Raw genomic sequence first — 17,491 nt, 5'->3', positions numbered from 1 at the left:
GGAGTTGGCATGGCGAACATGTTTGCCCTGATTCTGGTGATTGCCACACTGGTGACGGGCATTTTATGGTGCGTAGATAAATTCATCTTCGCGCCAAAGCGCCGGGAGCGTCAGGCAGCAGCGCAAGCTGCTGCAGGTGATTCACTGGATAAAGCTACGCTGAAAAAAGTGGCACCTAAGCCAGGCTGGCTGGAAACCGGGGCGTCCGTTTTCCCGGTACTGGCGATTGTGCTGGTGGTGCGTTCATTTATCTATGAACCATTCCAGATCCCGTCAGGTTCGATGATGCCGACGCTGCTTATCGGTGACTTTATCCTGGTGGAGAAATTCGCCTACGGGATTAAAGATCCGATTTACCAGAAAACGTTGATCGAAACCGGTCATCCGAAACGCGGTGATATCGTGGTGTTTAAATACCCGGAAGATCCGCGTCTGGACTACATTAAACGTGCTGTCGGTTTACCCGGAGACAAAGTAACGTACGATCCAGTGGCGAAAGAGGTGACTATTCAGCCAGGATGCCGTTCCGGTCAGGCGTGTGAAAACGCGCTGCCGGTAACGTACTCTGATGTTCAGCCAAGTGATTTTGTACAGACCTTTGCTCGTCGTAACGGCGGTGAAGCGACCAGCGGCTTCTTTGAAGTTCCGCTGAACGAAACGAAAGAGAACGGTATTCGCCTCTCTGAGCGTAAAGAAACGCTGGGTGAGGTTACGCACCGCATTCTGACCGTGCCGATTGCGCAGGATCAGGTGGGGATGTATTACCGTCAACCTGGTCAGCCGTTGGCAACATGGATCGTTCCGCCGGGACACTACTTCATGATGGGTGATAACCGTGATAACAGCGCGGACAGCCGTTACTGGGGATTTGTACCGGAAGCGAATCTGGTTGGTAAAGCGACCGCTATCTGGATGAGTTTCGATAAGCAAGAAGGTGAATGGCCGACCGGTGTGCGTTTAAGCCGTATTGGTGGCATTCACTAATCACCGATAATCGTTCACGTTGTCGTCATTACGACGGCAGCGTGAATTATTTCTCGGATAAATTCCCGCAGACTAACGACATCCCTTGTCGTTGTGTATAGAATATTCCCCCGAAGTTTTAGGTTGGCACCGACAGGTTGCCACGGCACACGAAACAGCGTTGGTTTGTATATAAATGCATGCAGGCGAAGCCAGATGGCTCAGCGAAGTGCGTATATCAGGTCTGTTTCGTGTGCTGAATTGTTGACGCATTCATTTATTGGTATCGCATGAACCCCATCGTAATTAATCGGCTTCAACGGAAGCTGGGCTACACTTTTAATCATCAGGAGCTGTTGCAGCAGGCATTAACTCACCGGAGCGCCAGCAGCAAACATAACGAGCGTTTAGAATTTTTAGGCGACTCTATTTTGAGCTTTGTTATCGCTAATGCGCTGTATCACCGTTTCCCGCGTGTGGATGAAGGTGATATGAGCCGCATGCGCGCGACGCTGGTTCGCGGCAATACGCTGGCTGAATTAGCCCGTGAGTTTGACCTCGGTGAATGTTTACGTTTGGGGCCAGGTGAGCTGAAAAGCGGCGGCTTCCGTCGTGAATCAATCCTGGCGGATACCGTTGAAGCTTTGATCGGCGGCGTCTTCCTCGACAGCGATATTCAAACCGTTGAGCAATTGATCCTGAACTGGTATCAAACTCGTCTGGATGAAATTAGCCCAGGCGACAAACAAAAAGATCCGAAAACGCGCCTGCAGGAATATTTGCAGGGTCGCCACCTGCCTCTGCCGTCTTATTTGGTGGTGCAGGTCCGTGGTGAAGCACACGATCAAGAATTTACTATCCACTGCCAGGTCAGCGGCCTGAGTGAACCGGTGGTTGGCACAGGTTCGAGCCGTCGTAAGGCTGAGCAGGCTGCCGCCGAACAGGCGTTGAAAAAACTGGAGCTGGAATGAGCGAAGAGAAAACTTACTGCGGATTTATTGCTATCGTCGGTCGCCCGAACGTCGGCAAATCCACCCTGTTGAATAATCTGCTTGGGCAGAAGATTTCTATTACCTCACGTAAGGCTCAGACAACACGTCACCGTATTGTTGGCATCCATACCGAAGGCGCGTATCAGGCGATTTATGTTGATACCCCGGGTCTGCATATGGAAGAAAAACGGGCTATTAACCGTCTGATGAACAAAGCGGCGAGCAGCTCGATCGGTGATGTTGAACTGGTTATTTTCGTTGTCGAAGGCACCCGCTGGACGCCGGACGACGAAATGGTGCTCAACAAGCTGCGTGATGGCAAAGCCCCGGTTATTCTGGCCGTCAACAAAGTCGACAACGTTCAGGAAAAAGCCGATCTGCTGCCACACCTGCAGTTCCTGGCAAGCCAGATGAACTTCCTTGATATCGTACCGATTTCTGCCGAAACCGGCTTGAATGTCGATACCGTTGCGGGCATCGTGCGTAAGCATTTGCCGGAAGCTATTCATCACTTCCCGGAAGATTACATCACCGACCGTTCTCAGCGCTTTATGGCCTCTGAAATCATCCGTGAAAAGCTGATGCGTTTTCTGGGTGCTGAACTGCCGTACTCCGTTACCGTGGAGATTGAGCGTTTTATCTCTAACGAGCGCGGTGGCTACGACATCAACGGTCTGATCCTCGTTGAACGTGAAGGGCAGAAGAAGATGGTTATTGGCAACAAAGGGGCCAAGATTAAAACCATCGGCATCGAAGCGCGTAAAGACATGCAGGAGATGTTCGAAGCGCCCGTTCACCTCGAACTGTGGGTGAAAGTGAAATCCGGCTGGGCCGATGACGAACGCGCGCTGCGTAGCCTCGGTTACGGCGACGACCAGTAGTTTTAATACTCTATGGCTTTCGAGGTGCAGGAAGGCGGCAAGTCCGTGAATCCCCGGGAGCTTACTCTCGTAAGTGACTGGGGTGAACGGGCGCAGCCAACGCACCTGCAACTTGAAAGACGACGAGTATTATGATGGAAGGATGGCAACGCGCTTTTGTCCTGCACAGTCGCCCCTGGAGCGAAACCAGTCTCGTGCTGGACGTCTTCACGGAAGAGTCGGGTCGCGTGCGCCTTGTGGCTAAAGGCGCACGTTCCAAACGCTCCAATCTTAAAGGCGCACTCCAGCCTTTTACCCCGTTGTTGCTTCGCTTTGGTGGACGTGGCGAGGTCAAAACCTTGCGCAGCGCCGAAGCCGTTTCTCTGGCACTCCCCCTTAGCGGAATCACGCTGTACAGCGGCTTGTATATTAACGAGCTTATCTCGCGCGTACTCGAATACGAAACCCGCTTTTCTGCACTCTTTTTCGATTACCTGAACTGTATTCAGGCGCTGGCTGGCGCGACGGGTTCGCCAGAACCTGCATTGCGTCGCTTTGAGCTGGCCTTACTTGGTCATCTGGGGTATGGCGTCGATTTTACCCACTGTGCGGGCAGCGGCGAGCCGGTAGACGACACCATGACCTATCGCTACCGGGAAGAAAAAGGGTTTATCGCAAGCGTAGTGATTGATAACGCCACCTTTACCGGACGCCATCTGAAAGCACTCGAATCGCGGGAATTTCCGGATGCTGATACGCTTCGCGCCGCGAAACGCTTTACCCGCATGGCGTTAAAGCCGTATCTTGGTGGTAAGCCCTTAAAGAGCCGCGAATTATTCCGGCAGTTTATGCCGAAGCGAAAATAAAAAACGAGGATTGTCATGGCCGAATTACTGTTAGGCGTCAACATTGACCACATTGCCACTTTACGTAATGCACGCGGTACCGCATATCCGGACCCGGTTCAGGCAGCGTTTATCGTTGAACAGGCGGGCGCGGACGGTATTACCGTACACCTGCGTGAAGACCGTCGTCATATCACCGACCGTGACGTACGTATTTTGCGCCAGACGCTGGATACGCGCATGAATCTGGAAATGGCAGTCACCGAAGAGATGCTGTCGATTGCCGTTGAGACTAAGCCGCATTTTTGCTGCCTGGTGCCGGAAAAACGTCAGGAAGTTACCACTGAAGGTGGGCTGGACGTCGCCGGTCAGCGTGACAAGATGCGCGATGCCTGCAAACGGCTGGCGGACGCAGGCATTCTGGTTTCGCTGTTTATCGATGCCGATGAAGAACAGATTAAGGCCGCTGCGGAAGTTGGCGCACCGTTTATTGAGATTCACACCGGCTGTTACGCCGATGCGAAAACCGACGCAGAACAGGCCAGCGAACTGGCGCGTATCGCCAAAGCGGCAACCTATGCTGCAAGTCTTGGCCTGAAGGTGAATGCGGGTCACGGTCTGACGTATCACAACGTTAAAGCTATCGCGCGGATCCCGGAAATGCACGAGCTGAACATTGGCCATGCCATTATTGGACGTGCGGTGATGAGCGGCCTGAAAGAGGCCGTAGTCGAAATGAAGCGCCTGATGCTGGAAGCGCGTGGCTAATGGCGATTCTGGGATTAGGTACGGATATCGTGGAGATTGCCCGCATCGAAGCGGTGATCTCCCGTTCCGGCGACCGCCTGGCAAGACGTGTGCTCAGCGACAACGAATGGGCAATCTGGGAAACGCATCAGCAGCCGGTGCGTTTTCTGGCGAAGCGTTTTGCAGTCAAAGAGGCGGCAGCAAAAGCCTTTGGCACGGGTATTCGCAATGGGCTGGCGTTTAATCAGTTTGAAGTCTTTAACGATGAACTCGGTAAGCCGCGTCTGCGATTATGGGGAGAGGCGTTAAAACTGGCGGAAAAACTCGGCGTTGCGCACATGCATGTGACGCTGGCCGATGAGCGTCACTACGCCTGCGCCACGGTGATTATCGAAAGTTAGATTCAGGACGATGCCGGATGGCGACGCGTAGCGTCTTATCCGGCCTATGGGTTATGCGTTTGTTGCAGGGGCAGGGTAGGGGCTTCATCGCCAGATGGCGACGCGGCTAAAGTTTATCGGCGTGGTGCATCAGCACAAACTTATCCCACAGCTGCTCTTCTGTTTCGACATGCGCCGGATCTTTCAAAATAGTATTGGGGATCGGGCACACCTTCTGGCAGGTTGGCGTGTCGTAATGGCCTACGCATTCCGTACACTTGTCGCTGTTAATCTCGTAAATGCTATCACCCATCGAAATCGCCTCATTCGGGCATTCGGGCTCGCACATATCGCAATTGATACACTTTTTAGTGATTAACAGGGCCATCAGGAAACTCTCAAAACATCACAAATCGGGCGGGCATTATACGCGCATTCTTTGCTCAGACCAGTTTTTTTACCAGTGCCTCACTGTGGCGAATACGTTCCGGGGCATGCTCCAGATCCTGCTGTACCAGCGCCATAAACAGTAAATCAGTGAGCATCATTTGCGCATGGGTGGAGGAAATCGCTGCGCTGCGCGTGGCCTGCTCCTCGGCAATGGTGTACAGACAATGACTTGCCCGTTGCTGCAGTGCGTTCGGTGTAAATCCGGTGATGGCGAGGATTTTCGCGCCGGTGCGCAACGTTTCATCCGCAGCCAGGTTGAGCTCGCGACGCTCTCCGGTATACGAAATGGCCAGCAGTAGATCGTTGGGCGAAAGCGCCTGCACCGTCGCCAGTAGGGCGTGCATATCGCGTTCCACCACCGCGTTAAAACCAATCTTCAGCAGCTTCCAGGCAAAATTCTGCGCTACCAGACCCGATGCGCCAATCCCGGTCACGATAATGCGGCGGGCTGAACGCAGCATCGTGACGCTCTCCATCAGTTTCTCTTCGCTGTTGACGTCCAGCGTCGCATGCATCGCCGCCACGTTCTCTTTAATCAGTTTCTCGCCTACCATTCGCATCGGGTCGTCACCGCGAATCTGATTATGTACCGGAATGGAATGGGGGTTGGGATTGCTGGCCAATGCTTCGCTAATCGCCAGTTTGAGTGCCGGGAATCCTTTAAAGCCCATCTTTTGCGCGAATTTCACCACGCTGGACTGGCTGACGCCCGCTTCAAAGGCCAGCTGTTGTGAACTGAGATGACGCGCAGTATCCGGCTGAGCAAGAAGATAATCCGCAAGTTTTTTATCGCTTTGCGCGAGATCCGGATAACGCTGACGAATGCGAATTAAACAGTTCATGCTTTCTCCTGGCGAAAATGTGATGGCGATTACAAAACAAAATATCACTCGCCTTAGTGAATATAATATTCCATTATGACAGATTATTATGAATTAAAAATTCCTAAGGAACAAAAAATGAATCTCGGTGCGTTAGTTTCAGAAACCCGCAATCCTCAGACCATGGATCTGGATGCGCTCTCCACTCTGGAGTTGGTTCATCGTTTTAATCAACAGGATACGCTGGTAGCTGAAGCAGTAAAAGCAACTCTTCCTGAAGTTGCGCGCGCGGTTGATGCGGCAGCTGACGCGCTAAAAGCCGGTGGACGCATTATTTACATGGGAGCAGGTACCAGCGGGCGTCTTGGGGTGCTGGACGCGTCTGAATGCCCGCCGACCTTCGGCGTCCCGCACGGTCTGGTGGTTGGGCTGATTGCCGGGGGACCGGGCGCTTTGCTGAAGGCAGTAGAAGGCGCAGAAGACAACCCGCAGCTAGGCGAAGACGATCTGCGTGGGCTCAATCTTACCGCACAGGATCTGGTGGTGGGGCTGGCAGCTTCTGGTCGCACGCCGTATGTAATTGGCGGGTTGAAATATGCGCGTTCGGTGGGCTGTACAACGGCGGCTATTTCTTGCAATCCGGATTCCCCTATCGCGCATGAAGCGGATATTGCTATTTCTCCGGTAGTGGGGCCTGAGGCGCTGACCGGGTCAACACGACTGAAATCCGGCACCGCGCAAAAGCTGGTGCTCAATATGATCTCCACCGGCGCGATGGTGAAATTTGGCAAGGTGTACCAGAACCTGATGGTGGATATGCAGGCAACCAACGTCAAACTGGTCGATCGGGCGTGCCGTATGGTGGTTGAAGCCACCGGTATTGCGCGGGCTCAAGCTGAAACGCTGCTGAAGCAGACGGATTATGATGTTAAGCCAGCTATTTTAATGGCGCTCACCGGCCTGGATGCCGCTGCCGCCCGCGAAAAGCTTGCCGCTCACCAGGGTTTTTTACGCGCGGCGTTAGAACACTAAGAGGTGTATATGGATAAGACGGCGTTGCTGGCCAGCGACATCCTGCTGGGCGTTGGCGGAGAGAACAATATTCTGCGTCTGGAAAACTGTATGACCCGTGTCAGGGTGGAAGTTCAGGATGACGGGCAGATCGATATTCCCCGCCTCAGGCAACTGCCCGGCGTTAGCGGCTACGTGAAGCAGGGCGCACAGCACCAGATTATTGTCGGCCCCGGTAAAGCAGCCAAAGTGGTGGATGCCATGCGTTCCCTGATTGCCGATGGCGGCGAGCGAGCAGGTGCCAATGATATTGAGCGCACCAAGTCAGAGGCCAAAGCGAAGTACAAAGCGCCGATGAGCGATGCGCTGCGCAAGCTGGCGAACGTCTTTATCCCTCTTATTCCGGCGTTTATCGCCTCCGGTTTGATTACCGGGATTATTAACATCCTTAAGCGCCCGGATATCGTGGGGGATTTTGCGACCCACTATCCAAATATGCTGGGGTTGATGGGCATATTTGGCAGCGCCGTGTTTGCCATTATGAATATTCTGGTCGGGGTGAATACCGCCAAAGTTTTCGGTGGCTCCCTGGCAATGGGCGGGGTGATGGCGGGGATCCTTTCCAGCCCTCAACTGGCACAAATTACCCTGTTTGGCGAAGCGTTGCAGCCGGGGCGCGGTGGGGTGATCGCGGTATTGCTGGTGGTTGCGCTGATGTGCTGGATCGAACGTAAATTCCGCACGCTGTTGCCGGAATCACTGGAGCTTATCCTTAACCCGCTGCTAACCACCATCATTACCGGCGTAATCGCGATTGTGGCGCTGCAACCGCTTGGCGGATGGATTTCTGAATCTATCGCTCACGGCGCATCATGGGCTATCGATCGCGGCGGTTTTCTGGTCGGTGCCGTGCTGGCAGGAACCTTTCTGCCGTTGGTGCTCACCGGACTTCATCAGGGATTGGTGCCCATCCACGTTGAGCTGGTTCAGGCACACGGTTATAACGCGCTTTTTCCGATCCTGGCGATGGCGGGCGTTGGGCAAATAGGTGCTGCGATCGCGGTTCTGATGAAAACTCGTAATGCGCGGCTAAAGAAAGTGATCAAAGGGGCGCTACCGGTCGGACTGCTGGGGATTGGCGAGCCGCTGATTTTTGGCGTAACGCTGCCGTTGGGTAAGCCGTTTATCGGTGCCTGTCTTGGCGGCGCGGTAGGTGGGGCGCTGATTAGCTACTGGAAGGTGGCGACGGTCATCACCTTTGGCATCTCCGGGTTACCGCTGGCACTGACGATTGTTGCCGGAAAAGTGATGTTCTATCTGTTAGGCTATCTGGTAGCAGTTATCGCCGGGTTCCTGTTTACCTGGCTATTGGGATTCACTGATCCAGAGGAATAAGGTTTGACCAATCACCAGCGCCGCGTTGTCTTTTTTGATTTGGATGGCACGTTACACCAGCAGGATATGTTCGGTAGTTTTATTCGTTATCTGCTGCGTCGCCAGCCGCTGAATGCGTTGCTTGTGCTGCCTCTGTTACCGGTGATTGCGCTGGCGTTGCTGATAAAAGGACGTGCCGCTCGCTGGCCAATGAGCCTGCTGTTATGGGGATGCACTTTTGGCCGCAGCGAAGCGCGTTTGAAAGCGCATCAGGCCGACTTTGTGCGCTGGTTTCGCAGTAACGTGACGGCGTTTCCGCTCGTGCAGCAGCGGCTGACAACCTACCTGTTAAGCTCTGACGCTGATATCTGGCTTATTACCGGCTCTCCGCAGTCACTGGTCGAGCAGGTTTACTTTGATACTCCATGGCTACCGCGAGTCAATCTGATTGCCAGCAAAATGGCGCGGGAATACGGCGGCTGGGTACTGACTTTGCGCTGTCTGGGCCATGAGAAAGTGACACAACTGGAACGCCACATTGGCGCGCCGCTACAGCTTTACAGTGGTTATAGTGACAGTAATCAGGACAATCCGCTGCTCTCTTTTTGCCAGCATCGCTGGCGCGTCACGCCGCGCGGAGAGCTTCAGCAACTCGAATAGCTAACGCACATGCAATTTGAAGTATGACGTGTATAATGCGCCCGCTTTGATTACTGGAGTTACCCCTTTGTCAGATGTTGAATTTAGCCACGAATACTGGATGCGTCATGCTTTAACGCTGGCTAAGCGCGCCTGGGATGAGCGTGAAGTCCCGGTGGGTGCGGTATTGGTACATCACAACCGAGTGATTGGCGAAGGCTGGAACCGCCCTATTGGACATCATGATCCGACTGCCCACGCTGAGATTATGGCGCTGCGTCAGGGCGGCCTGGTGCTGCAAAACTACCGTCTGTTAGATGCCACGCTGTACGTCACTCTGGAGCCGTGCGTGATGTGCGCTGGCGCGATGGTGCACAGCCGTATCGGTCGGGTCGTTTTTGGCGCGCGCGATGCGAAAACGGGCGCTGCCGGGTCATTAATGGATGTACTGCATCACCCTGGAATGAATCATCGGGTTGAAGTGACAGAGGGGGTACTGCGGGATGAATGTGCCACGTTGCTCAGTGATTTCTTCCGCATGCGCCGGCAGGAAATCAAGGCCCTGAAAAAATCCGCTAATCAGTAACTCTCAGCCTGATGGCAGTGCGCTTATCAGGCGTACAAGACTACTTCTCCTCTTTTTTATGCGGTGAAAACAGCAGGGAAGGGGAGTGCGTCAGGTAGTTTGACGACGTTTGAGACAGAAACGCCGAAAGCGGGAATTTCTCTTTACCTAATAACTCTGCGGGCGTCACCGTCGGGTAATCCTGCGCCAGTTGCTGTGTTTCTAGCGCCTGTTTTTCTTTCTCTTGCAGATATCCCACCAGGCTAATTTGGTACTTACGGATATTTTCCACATAGGCGTAAGCTTCGTGGCCGCGCGCATAGCCATAAGTCAGCTTGTTGTAATACGGCTTTTGGCTGAGCAACGGTAATCGCTGTTTTACGTCGGACCAACTGTTCGGATTGCCTTTGGTTTTCACCGTCAGCGCCCGCGCATCCAGCATGTGTGCATAACCCATGTTATAGGCTGCAAGGGCAAACCAGATGCGCTCTCCTTCGGGGACGGTATCCGGTACTTTACTCATCATATCCTGCAAGTATCGCGCGCCGCCGCTGATACTCTGTTCGGCATCGGTACGGTCGGTCAGCCCGAGACTCTGGGCAGTATTTTTGGTCAACATCATCAGCCCGCGTACGCCGGTTGGAGAGGTGGCCTGCGCGTCCCAGTGTGATTCCTGATATGAGATAGCGGCCAGTAGTCGCCAGTCTATCTCTTGCGCATATTTCTCAAACAGCGGCTTGAGGTCCGGCAACACGCTGTCTACGGCGCGTAAAAAGGAGCGGGTATCAACATAGTCAAAATCATCGCCATGCCCGAGATATTTCTCTTCCAGCCGTGCCAGAGAACCGTCTTCATTCATGGTGTTGAAGAAATCCAGTAGGGCGGCAGACAGCGTGTTGTCATCGTCCAGCCGGCTAAACCATGTCACCGGTTGTTCGTCAGAGACGTCGAGCGCTACGGCCAGCTCAGGATGCACGCGTTGATATAAGCTGATGGCAACAGAATCGGCAATGGTGTAATCCAGCTTTCCGGCGATTACATCATCAAGCAGTTCGGTGGTGCCCTTTTTGTCATCGATTTTCCAGCTCAGATCGGGAAATTTTTTCTCTTTTAGCTGCTGGAGGTCATTAACCACCACGTGCCCCGGGGCGATAGTCAGTTGGTTTTCGTTCACCGTGGCAAGCGTGCGCGGACGGTATTGCCCAACCCGGTACACCAACTGTTGTGAAACCGAATAATAGGTCGGGCCGGGCTGGTAATTTTTAACCCGCTCGCTGTTATAGACCAGGCCTGCGGCTAACAGGTCGGCATTGCCGTTATCCAGGTCGTCAAAAAGCTGGCTGATGTTCTGGCGTACGGTAACTTTTAACTTCACGCCTAAGTAGTCGGCAAATTCCTGGGCCAGTTCATAATCCAGGCCGAATTTTTTGCCGTTGAGGGTCGCGTAAGTTAATGGCGAATCAATGGTACTGACGCGCAGCTCTCCCCGCGACTGAATGGCGGCGATACGATTTTCGGCTTTACCGAACCAGGGGATAGATGGCCAAAGGGCCGCTGCCAACAACAGCGTCAATATGCCGATGAACAGATAATTAATCTTTAATTTTTTCAATTAGTTAATTCTCTGAACCGTACGTTGTCTCTGTCTGCTGTGGTGTTGATTAAGAAGTGAAGTCGTCATTAATGAACGGCATTTTGCTTAAACTTGCGTCAGTTGGCAACTTATTCAGAAATCTGACCGCATTTGATGATAAGTGACGGTCGTGATTTTATTTCGACGCAAACGGTTTCGTCGGCGCGGTAGATTCTTTATAATGACGCCCGTTTCCCCCACTTGGGCACACCGAAAGCTTAGAAGACGAGAGACTTATGATGGAAATTCTGCGTGGTTCACCTGCACTGTCTGCATTCCGTATTAACAAACTGCTGGCACGTTTTCAGGCTGCCAACCTCCAGGTCCACAACATTTACGCCGAGTACGTCCATTTTGCCGATCTGAATGCACCGTTAAATGAAGATGAGCACGCGCAGCTTGCACGCCTGCTGAAATATGGTCCTGCTCTGCAAAGCCACGCCCCGGAAGGCAAACTGCTGCTGGTTACGCCTCGCCCAGGCACCATCTCCCCGTGGTCTTCTAAAGCGACTGATATTGCCCACAACTGCGGTCTGCACCAGATTAGCCGCCTGGAACGTGGCATTGCCTGGTATGTAGAAGCCTCTACGCTGACCGCTGAGCAATGGCAGATGGTGGCCGACGAACTGCACGACCGCATGATGGAAACGGTTTTCTCTGCGCTGAACGATGCCGAAAAACTGTTTGCCCATCACCAACCGGCGCCGGTCTCCAGCGTTGATCTACTGGGTGAGGGGCGTCAGGCGCTAATCGACGCTAACCTGCGTCTGGGTCTGGCGCTTGCGGAAGACGAAATTGACTATCTGCAGGATGCGTTCACCAAACTGGGACGTAACCCGAACGATATTGAACTGTACATGTTTGCGCAGGCCAACTCTGAGCACTGCCGTCACAAGATTTTTAACGCCGACTGGGTTATCGATGGTAAACAGCAGCCTAAGTCGCTGTTCAAGATGATCAAGAATACCTTCGAAACCACGCCGGACCACGTGCTGTCTGCCTATAAAGACAACGCTGCGGTAATGGAAGGCTCTGAAGTGGGCCGCTATTTTGCCGATCACAAAACCGGCCGCTACGATTTCCATCAGGAACCAGCCCACATCCTGATGAAGGTTGAAACTCACAACCACCCGACGGCCATCTCTCCGTGGCCAGGTGCTGCAACCGGCTCCGGTGGCGAAATCCGCGACGAGGGCGCAACAGGTCGCGGTGCAAAACCGAAAGCCGGGCTGGTGGGTTTCTCCGTTTCCAACCTGCGTATTCCTGGCTTTGAACAGCCGTGGGAAGAAGACTTCGGTAAGCCGGACCGTATTGTTACCGCGCTTGATATCATGACCGAAGGCCCGCTGGGCGGCGCGGCGTTTAACAACGAATTTGGTCGTCCGGCGCTGACCGGCTACTTCCGTACCTATGAAGAAAAGGTCAACAGCCACAACGGCGAAGAGCTGCGCGGTTACCATAAACCGATCATGCTGGCAGGCGGGATCGGTAACATCCGTGCCGATCACGTGCAGAAGGGCGAGATCGTCGTTGGCGCTAAGCTTATCGTCCTCGGCGGCCCGGCGATGAACATTGGCCTTGGCGGCGGGGCAGCCTCCTCTATGGCTTCCGGCCAGTCTGATGCCGATCTTGATTTCGCTTCCGTACAGCGTGACAACCCGGAAATGGAACGTCGTTGCCAGGAAGTTATCGACCGTTGCTGGCAGATGGGTGATGCGAACCCGATTCTGTTTATCCATGATGTTGGCGCGGGTGGACTGTCTAACGCTATGCCGGAGCTGGTAAGCGATGGCGGTCGTGGCGGTAAGTTCCAGCTGCGCGATATCCTCAGCGACGAGCCGGGTATGAGCCCGCTGGAAATCTGGTGTAACGAATCCCAGGAACGCTACGTGCTGGCGGTTGCTGCCGATCAATTGCCGCTGTTTGACGAACTGTGTAAGCGCGAGCGCGCGCCGTATGCGGTGATTGGTGAAGCTACCGAAGAACAGCATCTGACCTTGAGCGACAGCCACTTCGACAACCAGCCGATCGACATGCCGCTTGATGTGCTGCTGGGTAAAACACCGAAAATGACCCGCGATGTGCAGACGCTGAAAGCCAAAGGCGATGCCCTGAATCGTGGTGAAATCTCGATTGCAGATGCGGTTAACCGCGTGCTGCATCTGCCGACTGTCGCGGAGAAAACGTTCCTCGTGACCATCGGTGACCGTACCGTTACCGGCATGGTTGCGCGTGACCAGATGGTTGGTCCGTGGCAGATCCCGGTCGCTAACTGCGCGGTCACTACCGCAAGCCTCGATAGCTACTACGGCGAAGCGATGTCTATCGGCGAACGCGCGCCGGTTGCACTACTGGACTTCTCTGCCTCTGCGCGTCTGGCGGTCGGTGAAGCGCTGACAAACATTGCGGCAACGCAGATTGGTGACATCAAACGTATTAAGCTGTCGGCAAACTGGATGGCGGCTGCGGGTCACCCTGGTGAAGATGCTGGCCTGTACGAAGCAGTAAAAGCCGTCGGGGAAGAGCTATGCCCGGCGCTCGGCCTGACCATTCCAGTGGGCAAAGACTCTATGTCGATGAAAACCCGCTGGCAGGAAGGTAACGAGCAGCGTGAAATGACCTCGCCGCTGTCGCTGGTGATCACCGCCTTTGCCCGCGTAGAAGATGTGCGCCACACCATTACCCCGCAGCTCTCTACTGAAGACAACGCCCTGCTGCTGATTGACCTCGGTCTTGGTCACAATGCGCTGGGCGCTACGTCGCTGGCGCAGGTTTACCGTCAACTGGGCGATAAGCCTGCCGACGTGCGTAACGTTGAGCAACTGAAAGGCTTCTACGATGCGATTCAGGCGCTGGTCGCTGCGCGTAAGCTGCTGGCCTATCATGACCGTTCTGACGGCGGTCTGCTGGTTACGCTGGCGGAAATGGCCTTCGCCGGTCACTGCGGTATTGACGCTGATATCCACTCTCTGGGTGAAGATCGTCTGGCGGCGCTGTTTAACGAAGAACTGGGTGCGGTGATTCAGGTTCGTGCTGCTGAGCGTGAGGCGGTGGAAGCGATTCTGGCTGCCCACGGCCTGGCAGACTGCGTACACTTCCTCGGTAAAGCCGTTGAAGGTGACCGCTTCAACCTGACCGCTAACGGCCAGCCGGTGTTTAGCGAAAGCCGTACAACCCTGCGTATGTGGTGGGCGGAAACCACCTGGCAGATGCAGCGTCTGCGTGACAATCCGGAATGCGCCGATCAAGAACACGACGCTAAAACCAACGATGCGGACCCTGGTCTCAACGTTAAACTGTCGTTTGATATCAACGAAGATGTTGCCGCTCCGTACATCGCCACCGGTGCACGTCCCAAAGTGGCCGTACTGCGCGAGCAGGGTGTGAACTCCCACGTTGAAATGGCAGCTGCCTTCCACCGTGCGGGTTTTGACGCCATCGATGTGCACATGAGCGACCTGCTGGGCGGACGTATCGGCCTGGGTAACTTCCAGGCACTGGTGGCCTGCGGCGGCTTCTCTTACGGCGATGTGCTTGGCGCTGGTGAAGGTTGGGCGAAGTCGATTCTGTTCAACAACCGCGTCCGTGATGAGTTCGAAACCTTCTTCCATCGCCCGCAAACGCTGGCACTCGGCGTGTGTAACGGTTGTCAGATGATGTCTAACCTGCGTGAGCTGATCCCAGGAAGCGACCTGTGGCCGCGCTTTGTACGTAACCACTCCGATCGTTTTGAAGCCCGCTTCAGTCTGGTCGAAGTGACGCAAAGCCCATCCTTACTGCTTGCTGATATGGTGGGTTCGATGATGCCGATTGCCGTTTCTCACGGTGAAGGTCGTGTGGAAGTGCGTGACGGTGCGCATCTGGCTCAGCTTGAGAGCAAAGGTCTGGTGGCGCTGCGCTACGTTGATAACTTCGGTAAGGTGACCGAGACCTATCCGGCTAACCCGAACGGTTCGCCGAACGGTATTACTGCAGTGACCACTGAAAATGGTCGCGTCACCATTATGATGCCGCACCCGGAACGTGTGTTCCGTACCGTGAGCAACTCCTGGCACCCGGAAAACTGGGGCGAGGATAGCCCGTGGATGCGTATTTTCCGCAACGCGCGTAAACAGCTCGGTTAATTCGCTCAATAGTCATCAAGCCCCTCTTCGCGAGGGGCTTTTTTTTGTCTGCCGGATGAAACCCGCCTGATGACGCTACGCTTATCAGGCCTACAGGGAAAATGCGGTTATAGGCCGGATAAGGCGTTCACGCCGCCATCCGGCAATAAACTCAGCGCTTGCACCTAAAAGTAAAGTGTCGGGAAATGCCGACATGGACAGGGTTGCGGTGTCGTCAAAAAGAGACGTTTAATTATTTGATTTAATAGTAATTTGTTTTTAAGTGCTGCAAGTGTTGCTGATTGGCGACAGGGAGAACAAAAAACAGCCAGAATTGTTATTTGTGAAAATAATAATATTTTTCATACTTATCATTGTGTTAATAAAGTGTTTTGAATATTGGCACAGATGCTGCATAATATTAACCAGTGGCTCATTCACCTTCTTATGTCAGCCCCTTCGGGACGTGCTACATAAACTTCGAATGACGCACAACAAGGTGCCTGCCGTCCAACATCTGATATTAGTATTGCTCATATCAACCTCCGGGCGAAACGTCGAGTTAGGCACCGCCTTATTCCACAACAAAGCCGGGTTAATCCCGGCTTTGTTGTATCTGGCGTTCCCCTCAGTTAGCATCAATCTTTTCCTGTCCATTGAGAGTAACGCCTTGAAGCGCTGGTCAGTTTTTCCCCGATCTTTACGTCAATTGGTGACGTTGGCCTTCTTGCTTATCCTGCTGCCGTTGTTAGTTCTGGCCTGGCAGGCATGGCAAAGTCTGAATGCCCTGAGCGCGCAGGCTGCGCTGACAAACCGCACCACGCTGATTGATGCCAGACGCAGCGAGGCGATGACCAACGTCGCGCTGGAGATGGAGCGCAGCTATCGGCAATACTGCGTGCTTGATGACCCAACATTGGCCAGGGTCTACCAAAGCCAGCGTAAACGCTACAGCGACATGCTGGATGCGCATGCGGGGGTGTTGCCGGATACCAAGCTCTACCAGGCGTTGCGTCAGGATCTTAACGATCTCGCGCAGTTGCAGTGTAAAAACAGTGGTCCTGACAGTGTGTCGGCTGCACGGCTGGAAGCGTTCGCCAATGCCAATACCGAGATGGTGCAAGCGACGCGTACCGTGGTCTTTTCTCGTGGGCAGCAGTTACAGCAGGAAATAGCCGAACGCGGGCAGTTTTTTGGCTGGCAGGCACTGGTGCTGTTTCTCGTCAGCCTGGCGATGGTCTTGCTGTTTACCCGCATGATTATCGGTCCGGTGAAGGGCATTGAACGGATGATCAACTGTCTGGGAGAAGGGCGCTCGCTGGGGGATAGCGTATTATTTACTGGGCCACGGGAGCTGAGATCCGTGGGGCAGCGTATCATCTGGTTAAGCGAACGTCTCTCCTGGCTTGAGTCGCAACGGCATCAGTTTTTACGCCATCTTTCCCATGAGCTGAAAACACCGCTGGCGAGCATGCGCGAAGGTACCGAATTGTTGGCCGATCAGGTGGTTGGCCCGTTAACACCGGAGCAAAAAGAGGTGGTCGGTATTCTGGATGACAGCAGCCGCAACCTGCAAAAGCTGATTGAACAACTCCTTGATTACAACCGCAAGCTGGCTGATGACGAGGTAGAACTTGAAAGTGTGGAAATCGCGCCGTTGGTGGAGAGCGTTGTTTCTGCGCATAGCCTGCCCGCTCGCGCCAAAATGATACATACTGATGTTGCGCTTGCGGTGAACACCTGCCTGGCAGAACCGATGCTGTTGATGAGCGTGCTGGACAATCTTTATTCCAATGCGGTGCACTATGGTGCTGAATCCGGTAACATTTGGATCCGCAGCAGTTTGCATGGCTCAACGGTATACATCGATGTAATGAATACCGGCACACCGATTCCAGAAGCAGAACAGACCATGATCTTCGAGCCTTTTTTCCAGGGGAGTCATCAGCGAAAAGGGGCGGTAAAAGGAAGCGGGTTGGGGCTAAGCATTGCCAGAGATTGCATCCGCCGTATGCGGGGCAAGCTGTATCTGGTTGATGACCATGCGCAAAACGTTTGTTTTCGCATAGAACTGCCGCTAGCTGCTGCGAAAAATCACTAAAATAAAC

Annotated in this window: 15 protein-coding genes; 12 read left to right on the top strand and 3 right to left on the bottom strand. The window is 53.9% G+C overall.

The window, feature by feature from the left end; all coding sequences use genetic code 11:
• Window positions 1-9 precede the first annotated feature (9 nt).
• The 6 genes from lepB to acpS all read left to right on the top strand — a co-directional run bounded on the left by lepB (window position 10) and on the right by acpS (window position 4,808).
• Window positions 10-984 carry a signal peptidase I gene (gene lepB, locus OGX96_RS10140; protein WP_003835329.1) on the top strand — a complete coding sequence of 325 codons (975 nt, stop codon included), beginning with the start codon at window positions 10-12 and terminating at the stop codon, window positions 982-984.
• Window positions 985-1,253: 269 nt separating this feature from the next.
• Window positions 1,254-1,934 (top strand): ribonuclease III, encoded by a 681-nt coding sequence (gene rnc, locus OGX96_RS10135; RefSeq protein WP_003037579.1) that lies wholly within the window; start codon window positions 1,254-1,256, stop codon window positions 1,932-1,934.
• The gene (gene era / locus OGX96_RS10130; protein WP_032937937.1) at window positions 1,931-2,836 is read left to right on the top strand and encodes a GTPase Era; all 906 of its coding nucleotides are present in this window, start codon (window positions 1,931-1,933) and stop codon (window positions 2,834-2,836) included. Before rnc ends, era begins: the two co-directional genes overlap by 4 nt.
• A gap of 134 nt (window positions 2,837-2,970) precedes the next feature.
• Entirely contained in the window at window positions 2,971-3,681 is a 711-nt protein-coding gene (gene recO, locus OGX96_RS10125; protein ID WP_008785495.1) for a DNA repair protein RecO, read from the top strand.
• Between the two features lie 15 nt (window positions 3,682-3,696).
• A complete protein-coding gene (gene pdxJ, locus OGX96_RS10120) occupies window positions 3,697-4,428 on the top strand; it encodes a pyridoxine 5'-phosphate synthase (protein WP_008785494.1) in 732 nt (243 codons plus the stop codon).
• Window positions 4,428-4,808: a holo-ACP synthase gene (acpS, locus tag OGX96_RS10115; RefSeq protein ID WP_003037588.1), complete on the top strand. Its 381-nt coding sequence runs from the start codon at window positions 4,428-4,430 to the stop codon at window positions 4,806-4,808. Before pdxJ ends, acpS begins: the two co-directional genes overlap by 1 nt.
• A gap of 106 nt (window positions 4,809-4,914) precedes the next feature.
• Here acpS and OGX96_RS10110 read toward each other — a convergent pair whose 3' ends face one another.
• On the bottom strand, window positions 4,915-5,175 hold the full coding sequence (locus OGX96_RS10110) for a YfhL family 4Fe-4S dicluster ferredoxin (protein ID WP_003037590.1): 261 nt from the start codon (window positions 5,173-5,175) through the stop codon (window positions 4,915-4,917).
• Window positions 5,176-5,230: 55 nt separating this feature from the next.
• The gene (locus OGX96_RS10105) at window positions 5,231-6,079 is read right to left on the bottom strand and encodes a MurR/RpiR family transcriptional regulator (RefSeq protein ID WP_032944256.1); all 849 of its coding nucleotides are present in this window, start codon (window positions 6,077-6,079) and stop codon (window positions 5,231-5,233) included.
• A 117-nt stretch (window positions 6,080-6,196) separates the two neighbouring features.
• On the opposite strand from OGX96_RS10105, the gene murQ reads away from it, so the two are divergent.
• The 4 genes from murQ to tadA are packed head-to-tail and all read left to right on the top strand — an operon-like array spanning window position 6,197 to window position 9,668.
• Window positions 6,197-7,090 carry an N-acetylmuramic acid 6-phosphate etherase gene (gene murQ / locus OGX96_RS10100; protein ID WP_032944255.1) on the top strand — a complete coding sequence of 298 codons (894 nt, stop codon included), beginning with the start codon at window positions 6,197-6,199 and terminating at the stop codon, window positions 7,088-7,090.
• 9 nt (window positions 7,091-7,099) lie between these two features.
• Entirely contained in the window at window positions 7,100-8,464 is a 1,365-nt protein-coding gene (locus OGX96_RS10095) for a PTS transporter subunit EIIC (protein WP_008785492.1), read from the top strand.
• Between the two features lie 3 nt (window positions 8,465-8,467).
• On the top strand, window positions 8,468-9,103 hold the full coding sequence (yfhb, locus tag OGX96_RS10090; RefSeq protein ID WP_286582918.1) for a phosphatidylglycerophosphatase C: 636 nt from the start codon (window positions 8,468-8,470) through the stop codon (window positions 9,101-9,103).
• Window positions 9,104-9,131: 28 nt separating this feature from the next.
• Complete coding sequence (gene tadA, locus OGX96_RS10085) at window positions 9,132-9,668, top strand: tRNA adenosine(34) deaminase TadA (RefSeq protein WP_071941323.1); 537 nt, start codon at window positions 9,132-9,134, stop codon at window positions 9,666-9,668.
• Between the two features lie 40 nt (window positions 9,669-9,708).
• Here the strand turns inward: tadA and mltF are convergent, their stop codons facing one another.
• The gene (mltF, locus tag OGX96_RS10080) at window positions 9,709-11,259 is read right to left on the bottom strand and encodes a membrane-bound lytic murein transglycosylase MltF (RefSeq protein ID WP_286582915.1); all 1,551 of its coding nucleotides are present in this window, start codon (window positions 11,257-11,259) and stop codon (window positions 9,709-9,711) included.
• Window positions 11,260-11,516: 257 nt separating this feature from the next.
• On the opposite strand from mltF, the gene purL reads away from it, so the two are divergent.
• Window positions 11,517-15,404 (top strand): phosphoribosylformylglycinamidine synthase, encoded by a 3,888-nt coding sequence (gene purL, locus OGX96_RS10075; RefSeq protein WP_137377899.1) that lies wholly within the window; start codon window positions 11,517-11,519, stop codon window positions 15,402-15,404.
• Window positions 15,405-16,053: 649 nt separating this feature from the next.
• A complete protein-coding gene (gene qseE / locus OGX96_RS10070) occupies window positions 16,054-17,484 on the top strand; it encodes a two component system sensor histidine kinase QseE/GlrK (protein WP_103286014.1) in 1,431 nt (476 codons plus the stop codon).
• Window positions 17,485-17,491 lie beyond the last annotated feature (7 nt).

Source organism: Citrobacter sp. Cpo100 (assembly GCF_030332595.1).
In the GTDB taxonomy this organism is placed as follows: domain Bacteria; phylum Pseudomonadota; class Gammaproteobacteria; order Enterobacterales; family Enterobacteriaceae; genus Citrobacter; species Citrobacter portucalensis.
Note: the sequence above shows the minus strand (reverse complement) of the source record. Positions and strands in the feature narration are given on the sequence as shown.

Coding starts and splice junctions, on each gene's coding strand:
- rnc (WP_003037579.1), top strand. CDS start 1,254: ATGAACCCCATCGTAATTAATCGGCTTCAACGGAAGCTGGGCTACACT.
- OGX96_RS10110 (WP_003037590.1), bottom strand. CDS start 5,175: ATGGCCCTGTTAATCACTAAAAAGTGTATCAATTGCGATATGTGCGAG.
- pdxJ (WP_008785494.1), top strand. CDS start 3,697: ATGGCCGAATTACTGTTAGGCGTCAACATTGACCACATTGCCACTTTA.
- acpS (WP_003037588.1), top strand. CDS start 4,428: ATGGCGATTCTGGGATTAGGTACGGATATCGTGGAGATTGCCCGCATC.
- recO (WP_008785495.1), top strand. CDS start 2,971: ATGGAAGGATGGCAACGCGCTTTTGTCCTGCACAGTCGCCCCTGGAGC.
- purL (WP_137377899.1), top strand. CDS start 11,517: ATGATGGAAATTCTGCGTGGTTCACCTGCACTGTCTGCATTCCGTATT.
- OGX96_RS10105 (WP_032944256.1), bottom strand. CDS start 6,079: ATGAACTGTTTAATTCGCATTCGTCAGCGTTATCCGGATCTCGCGCAA.
- era (WP_032937937.1), top strand. CDS start 1,931: ATGAGCGAAGAGAAAACTTACTGCGGATTTATTGCTATCGTCGGTCGC.
- murQ (WP_032944255.1), top strand. CDS start 6,197: ATGAATCTCGGTGCGTTAGTTTCAGAAACCCGCAATCCTCAGACCATG.
- lepB (WP_003835329.1), top strand. CDS start 10: ATGGCGAACATGTTTGCCCTGATTCTGGTGATTGCCACACTGGTGACG.
- OGX96_RS10095 (WP_008785492.1), top strand. CDS start 7,100: ATGGATAAGACGGCGTTGCTGGCCAGCGACATCCTGCTGGGCGTTGGC.